Annotated in this window: 5 protein-coding genes; all 5 read right to left on the bottom strand. The window is 36.6% G+C overall.

From position 1 onward, the window contains the following. Window positions 1-518, bottom strand: a 518-nt coding sequence (locus RM706_RS16385; RefSeq protein ID WP_311353355.1) for a hypothetical protein, incomplete at its 3' end; no start/stop codon positions are given. 301 nt (window positions 519-819) lie between these two features. Continuing rightward, the gene (locus tag RM706_RS16380; RefSeq protein ID WP_311353354.1) at window positions 820-4989 is read right to left on the bottom strand and encodes a proprotein convertase P-domain-containing protein; all 4170 of its coding nucleotides are present in this window, start codon (window positions 4987-4989) and stop codon (window positions 820-822) included. A 189-nt stretch (window positions 4990-5178) separates the two neighbouring features. Further along, a complete protein-coding gene (locus RM706_RS16375; RefSeq protein ID WP_311353353.1) occupies window positions 5179-7107 on the bottom strand; it encodes an OmpA family protein in 1929 nt (642 codons plus the stop codon). 11 nt (window positions 7108-7118) lie between these two features. Further along, a complete protein-coding gene (locus tag RM706_RS16370; RefSeq protein WP_311353352.1) occupies window positions 7119-8075 on the bottom strand; it encodes a PorP/SprF family type IX secretion system membrane protein in 957 nt (318 codons plus the stop codon). Window positions 8076-8081: 6 nt separating this feature from the next. After that, window positions 8082-8397 (bottom strand): T9SS type B sorting domain-containing protein (locus RM706_RS16365; protein WP_311353351.1); only part of this gene is annotated, 316 nt, incomplete at its 5' end.

Below are 8397 nucleotides of genomic sequence, written 5' to 3'. Positions count from 1 at the left end.
TCGTTGTTCACCGCGGTTGCAACTTCGGCATCGGTCAACTGTGTGTCAGTGTCAACCAAAGCGGCAATATCACCCAACAAAACTGAAAACGTATTTGAATCACTATCAGTAATTACTAAGCTGTTTGTTGGAACATCAATTGCATAAGATGTAATAACCGTATTGGTATCAGAAAGGGTATCACTAAGGCTACTTAAATCAATATTTGCGCTACCCCCGTTCTCCAAGTCTAGAGTTAATAAATTGGTCGTATCATTAAAAGTAAAACCGGTCAACTGTTGATTATCTGATGCTGTTAGCTCCCATGAATCGCCATCCCAAAAGAAGATAGAACCGCTAGTGGTGTTTACATAAATATCTCCAATATCTGCTCCAGTTGGAGTCGTAGCACCCGCCGCTGTAACAGCTGTTCCACTAAGTACTTCACAATTACATTGGTCTTGTAATGTGACCGTCGTTTGAGAGAACCCTATTGTTGATACAAATAGAAAGAGTATAAAACTTAAGCTCTTTTTCATGTTTAGAGTTTTATTTAACATCGTAGGTATATGTTTTGAGTTTGAGTATTTCAAACTTTATTCAATCAATTGATTTTTAACTAATTTCAGGTTTGTGTATAACTACACCCTACAAAATTAGTTTTATGGAGAGCCAAGTAAAATAATTGTTGTGTATCTATATAATCGCACGGTATAGTGCTATAAAATTGAGGTGAGCTTGCATAGCAAAAGTGCTTTTTATCGATAAAATCAGTAATATCAACGTGTCTCAAAGATGCATAAAACTCAAAATGTAAGAATTCACTACTATTAAGTTCGGTCAATTTTTCTTAACTCGAAATGTGATTCTACGATTTGTGATAACTGTATTGGTTTTAATTGTAAGCAAAGCCATATTTGAAGTTTCTTCACCACATACGAAAGCACTATTTGATACTAAAACTCTATATTGGCTGCCATTTTCTGCTGCTGTGGGGTTCATAATAGTAAGCGTGTTAGCACTAGTACCACTATATATTCCGGAATCTGTCAAATTATCCCATGCAGACCCATTGAACAATTGCCATTGAAAAGTATCGCCATCTGATGTAACTGAAAAATTAATGCTGCATCCTGGGCAAGTCAAAGTATCTATGGGTTGGACAGTTATGGATGGTGTGCTCCCGACCTCTCGAAAATCAAATATTGTATTCATATCACCATCCAACGGAGTAGTATAGCCATCTATGCCGCTAGTCACCACTCCATTGGAGTTATCAATTGTTACCGGATTAGAGCCCAATATTCCATCTGTATTACCATCGGTATAACCTGCTTCTACTACATCGTTACATCCATCACCATCACTATCTAATACTACATAATCACTTCCTCCCGAGCTATCGGAATTTTGAAGGACGTAGTTTACGTTGCCACTATCTTCTTGACCTGAAGCTTGAGTGATATCTGGAACTCCATCTAATCCTACATTCCCAGTAAGGCGACCTGAAACTTGTACTTGGTCATGACCAGCTTCTATGGCATCATAAATACCATCATTATCACTATCTAAATCAAAATCGTCTGAAACTCCATCCCCATCAGTATCTATCCCTGCTGCCCAAATTATTGCATTTACCAATAAATCTTCACCCGTTGTATTAAAACCATTTGTATGCGGAACTGTGACCCTTTTGCCAGGTGCAATGCCAACTTCCATAGCATCTCCTCCTTCCCATATTACAATGGATGCTTCAAAATTATTTGGGTCTTCTCCTAAAATGGTTCCAGAAGTCAATCCATCTCCATGATATAGTGCATTTCCTATATTTAGATTTCCTAAAGCCAATCCAGAAGTTATCGGATGTGTATTATCTATTATATTAATCGAGGTTAGACCACTATTCCCTCCCACATTTGCGCCTAATAAATCATCATGAAGTGCTGGTTCGCTTGTTATAACACCATTTGTAGTAGTTATTAAATTACTAATACTTCCTAATGCCAAAACATTTCCGCTAATAGATTCTTCATGAACAAAAGTTACCGCATAGTTATTGGCATCTTCTCCACTTCCAGTATCATCAACAACAGTAACTAAATAACCCAAAGCAGTTAATTTATTAATTGTATTCTGCTCTTCGGTATCGGGGCCAGAACCAGTATCTGTAACCCATAAAACGGTTTTGGGCGATTCAATACTATCTAGAATACCATCATTATCATCATCTAAATCTGCTAAATCATCAATTCCATCTAAATCGCTATCTATAACAACAGTCAAAGTTACTTCTGAAGAAGTTACTGTGGCACATGTACCGGAAGAGTTTGAAACTAAAATTCTATATACATAACCATCTTTAGCTATGTCAACTGCTAAAACAGTTAAGACTTCTGTAGTTGTGCCTGAATATTCTGCTCCATTAGAAATATTAGAAAAACTAACTCCAGAATTTGTGCTTACTTGCCATTGGAATGTATCAGCATTACTTGTGCTAGATGAAAAAATTGCATTACTGCTTACCCCTACAACCTGATTACTTGGTTGAGAATCGATTAAAATCGGACTTACAGTTATCGTTTGAATAACGTCTATAAAATTACCTGCTTCATCAGTTACTCGATACGTTCTTGTAATTATTTCCGGACTAGTACCTCCATCAGTTACATCATTTACAAAAGTAACTGTTGGATTAGCAGTACAGTTATCTGCTTCGTCAGTTACATCATTAATATTTTGAGCAGGGATATCTGCTGTGCAATTAACGGTTACAGGGGGAAGATTACTTGCTGTCGGATTAACATTATCAATTGTAAGTGTTGTGACTCCAGTAATACTCAAAACTGGGTCTCCTGGCATTCCTCCATATTCTACCACATAACCTTGCGGTTGATAATTTCCAGAGGCTGCACCTGTGTTTGAAAGGTCGTTCCAAGAGCCATTTGGATTTACATTTGGATGCGTTATATGGGCATAATCTTCATTTCCAGATTGATTAGGTTCATTGTTATTCCAAAAAGCAAAATTATATGGGGCAACTGTAGTACCTCCAATTCCTCCACTCCAAAAAGAAGTTCCTGCTTCCGGTCCTGTAACCCATTGCCAATCTCCCTCAGTGGCAGCATCAGAAGCTCCAATCCAACCTACACCCTGTGCCTGCGAGCCTGAAAAATCCGCTTCGGCTTGCGTAGTAAGAGTTGCTAAATAACCTTGTAAACCGAAGTAAGTTCTTAATGCAGCTGCATCTCTTGCAGCTGTCCAGGTTATACCTACGCTTGCTACAAATTCATAATAGTGGTCTGTTGGAGGTAAAAAATTTGCGCTACCTGGGGTTATCGAAAATTGTCGAGTTCCAGATGGGCTGCTAGCGCTACTAGAATATTCAACAGCTAGAATAGCCGTTTCAAATTCTGAATAAGTCGTTGGACCCAATAACGTAAGTTCTCCTTCGGTAGCATCAAAACTTGCAGTAATATTAGGATGGGTTCCAGTAAGCGCTAATATATCTTCGCCGTTTACATATCCTGAAGATATTTGAATATACACGGCATCCGTTGTTGTATCATCTGGATCCGTTATACTAATTGTTTCTACAATAGTTTGAGAAGTTCCTGGACAATATTGTTGATCTCCAGTAGCTGTCAACGTTGGAGCCTGATCTATAGTGGGAACTATGGATTCACTTAAATCATCGGCGGTTACATTACTATCAGTTTGATCTGCACTTATTGTGGTTATTGTATTTGTAATTGTTGAACCACTAGTACTGCCATCAACACTTGCGGTAATATTTAAAGTTGCATTGTTGCCGTTATTTAAAGTACCAATAGTCCATATACCTGTTCCGGAATCATATGCTCCATCATCCCCAACATAAGAAACTCCAGAAGGCAGAATATCTGTTATACTTACATTTGTAGCATCAGCTGGACCGTTGTTCGTTACAGATAATGTATACATAATATTTGACCCTTCGCTAGGTGTGCTATCACTAACAGTTTTTGTGACTGCCAAATCTGATGAGGAAGCAGCGGTACAAACCTCTACCAGAAAACTATCTAAGGTCCCTATATCTGCACCTGCTTCATCAACAACTGTTAAGGTCCATGATCCATTTGGGTTTTCCCCATTAAAATTACTAAGCGCTTCTTCTGGACTAAAAATTCCCGTAAATGGTGAAGTTCCCCCAGTAATTGAACTAGCTGAAGCATCATCAAAAATTGTATTTGTATAATTATCTCCGCTACCTCCATTATTTAAAGACAAATCAACTGTTGTGCCTGCTGGACTAGTTAACCTTATATCCAAATCACTATTCCAAGTATGGGTAATATTTACGGTAAGATTAACATCAGTTATGGGATCTGTTGCTGAAAAAACTACGTTTTCTGAAACTCCTGTTGGGTCATTGTCTGGAATGGAACTATTGGGTGAGGACGATTGAGTGGTACATAAACTTCCTCCACCTGAAGCTGTTCCTTGAACTAAAACATCATCAATATAATAATATTCGCTATCACTATTTTGATTGGTAACAAATTGAACCCTTATTTCTAGGGTAGAACCTGAAAGACCTGTAATTGAATATGAAGATAAAACTCCTGTTGTTGTTGTACTTTGAAAATCTATCCAACTGCCACTATCTAGCCTGTATGATCCAGTAAAACTATCTCCGGATTCAACACCTGCCGATCCAGCATCCAAACTAAATGAGATATTTGTATATGAAGATATGTCTATAGCTGTTGTTGCCCAAGTTTCAGTCTGATCAGTATTCCTTGCATGCATGACTTGATCACCACCTAAATTTTCAACATCTAATCTTCTATTGACATTATTGTGTGTATCACCTGTAGCTGCCCATGAACTAGCTTCAGGACCAGTAGCAATTCCTGTTAAATCTTGGACCAAACTTGGGCTTTCAAAATCTTCAAACCAAATGGTAACTTGGCCATAAGACAATGTTCCAAAAAATAGCAAAACAAAAAATGGGATTATTCTAATCTTCATTAAAATGGTTTTTTGGAAGACCAAAGCTCCATAGTATTTAATGCAAAGTACTATTGCAATACCATTTCAATAAAAAAATGTTGTGTATCAGGCCATTATAAACATTAACTATAATTTATGCGAAGTCTAATCGTAAAATATAATGTAACTTATCGATAAGAACAGAAAGACAATTTCACCGCTATTAGCTTATTCTAGAATAATAAACTCAGAACGTCTATTTAATTGATGCTTTTCTTTTGAACATGGAACACCATTACCACATTCATTTAATAATTTTTCTTCACCAAAGCCTTCTCCGCCAAGTCTATCGGCTGAGATACCCTTATTGATCATATACCCGACCGTAGCTTCCGCTCTTTGCTGGGAAAGCCATAGGTTATAAGCATCATTACCGCGACTGTCAGTATGGGCATTAACTTTAATTTTTAAACTAGGATATTTTTCCATAGCCACGATAACTTTTTGAATCTCAATTTCGGCATCAGGTCTTATATCATATTTATTTAAATCAAAATAAATAGTACTCAATTGTAAAAGTTTTGCCAAATCATCGCCAAATCCACCGCTTACCACGTCTCTTTCTAAATAAAAATCAACTATCTGCGGTTTACCATATGATTTAGAAAGGTATTCTTCTGATGGTACATAACCTTCCATTAGGGCTCTTACAAAGTTGCCTTTATTACAATCTAAATTTAATGAATATTGCCCTTTAGAATCTGTAATTGTTGAAGATACCTCATTGTTTTCCTCATTTATAATTTTAACTGTAGCACCAACTAATATTTCATTGGATATTCGGTCTCTGACTGTCCCTGTCACATCTTGCAAACACTCTAATTGAATAGGGTCATTTTCAACAAAACCATAAATATCGTCCTCTCCCATACCATCTAAACGGTTAGATGCAAAATATCCCTCTTTACTTTCATCAATAATAAAAGAAAAGTCATCGTATTTTGTATTAATGGGCTTACCTAAATTTACAATTGGTTGGTCGTATTCATCAAAAGCTATTTTCGTTGCGAAAACATCTAAACCTCCTAAGCCTGGATGACCATCAGATGCAAAATAAAGAACATCTTCTTGTGCTACAAATGGGAAAGTTTCCCTTGCCTCAGTATTAATAGTTTTACCAAGATTAACCGGAGTACCAAAAGTTCCATCACCAATTATCTGCACTTTAAATATATCTGACCCGCCTAAAGTTCCGGGCATATCGGAAGCAAAATAAAGTATTTTTTCATCAGGGCTTAGAGCTGGATGTGCAATAGAATAACTATCGCCGTTGAAGGGTAATTCCGTTATATCAATCCATTCACCATCTACCAATGTAGCTTGATATATTTTTAAACGGGTTGTTCCGTTCCCATCTTTATACTTCTTACCATCTAAAAAGTTATTTCTGGTAAAATACATTGTACTTCCATCTTTAGTCACAATAGAGGTCGATTCATGAAGCCTAGTATTCACATCGCCCTGTACTTTAACTACTGAGGCATTAGAAGATTCATCTTCTATTACCGAAAATAAATCCAAAAAATCTTTTGAATTCCATGTATGTCTGTATCTAGCAAAGTTACCAGTATCTCTATCAGAGGAAAAAATTAAACCATCTTCATAGAAAGCTGGGGCAAAATCTGAGTATTTTGAATTATACTGAAACTGTTCAATATCATATCTCCCGGAGTTTTCTTCAATCTTTGCTAAATAATCAAATACTTTTGTTTTACCGTCACCACTTTGGTCAGTAGCATCAACAAACCTTGACATTATAATATTTGACTTTTGATATTCACCAAGCGTCTTCAGTGTTTGGGCGTATCTAAATAAATAATCAGGTGTAATTACCGAGTCATATTTTTCAACCAACTGTTCATAAATGGGTGCAGCATCTTCGTATTTTCCATTAAAATAATAAGCATTGCCAAGTTTCTTTAATAAATCAGGAGACTCATAGCCTTTCTCTAAGACCTTTTTGTAAATATCAATAGCTGGGCTAAAAGAATATTCATTATACTTTTGATTGGCGCGTTCCAATATTCGTTCTTGAGCAAATAAGGATGATTGGATTCCTAAAATCGCTATTGAAAAAAGAAGTATATTTTTTAACATGCTCAATTATTTTAGAAAAAACGCGGCGATACGGTACGTTGGAACCTTCTTAAAAGTTCAAATCTTAGGAAAACCTCAAAAGAACCATCATTAAATTGGGTAGCTCCCAGTTCTGTAATTTCCCTATCATATGCAATCCCTAACATGAATTGATCTGTTAACTGGAAACCAACTAGCGCACTTACTGCAGCGTCCCAACGGTAAGCAGCACCTAGACTGAACTTATCGGCAAACAAAAAACTTGCAGATATATCAACTTGTAATGGTGCTCCACTAACCACTTTGGTCAAAAGGGCCGGCTTAAATTTTACGTTAGGGTTTACATCAAAAACATAGCCCGTAATGAAAAAGTAATTGACTCGTTCAACAGACAATAAACTTTGACCATTATTATCAAAGGCTTCGTTATTGATTAAATCAGGTGCAGATAGTCCCGCATAGAATTTATCTGTATGATAGTAAAATCCAACTCCAAAATTGGGATTGAACTCGCTGATATTAGGTTGATTGGCAATAGGATTATTCTGTCCCTCTTGATCAAAATTACGTAAGTTGTTAAAGTCCAAATTCAGAAAACTACCACTTAAATTCAGTCCAAAAGAGAACTTTGCTATTCTTGAAACATCAAGAGTATAAGATACTTGGGCATCTATTGCTGTTTCTTGAACAACACCATCTCCTATGTTATCATTAATAAGCGAGATGCCGTAACCTAACCTGCTCTCTCTAATAGGAGAATGCAAGCTTAATGTAAATGTCTCTGGTGCTCCCGAAAGACCTATCCACTGTGATCTATAAAGGCTTGCTGCGGTTAATTGCCCTCTAGATCCGGCATAGGCAGGGTTGACACTTATCGTATTAAATTGATATTGCGTAAACTGTGCTTCCTGCTGGGCTAAAGCCGATGTACAACACAATAGTAAAAACAATACAATAGATAATCGAATGTCTAAATAGTGTAAACGCATTTTCTCTTATTTGCTATTGATGTATAAATAATCACTATCCGTAATCATATTACCCTGTTGATTCTCGTATTCAAAGATATAATAATAAACTCCAGCTGGTAAGAAATCGTTAGCTGCTAGGGTTGAACGCCCCATTGATCTGCCATTAAATATGTTATTGACATTGTTGTAATTCTCGCCATCAAATACAAGAACCCCCCATCTGTTATAGATTCTCATTCTATTGTTTGGAATTCGGTCCACATTAAGAATAAATAAGAATGTATTGGTAGTACCGTTAAGATCAATATACTGATTAACTATTATTTCATCCGGACTCTGA

The sequence above is a fragment of the Croceitalea rosinachiae genome (assembly GCF_031846445.1).
GTDB classification, from domain to species: domain Bacteria; phylum Bacteroidota; class Bacteroidia; order Flavobacteriales; family Flavobacteriaceae; genus Croceitalea; species Croceitalea rosinachiae.
Note: the sequence above shows the minus strand (reverse complement) of the source record. Positions and strands in the feature narration are given on the sequence as shown.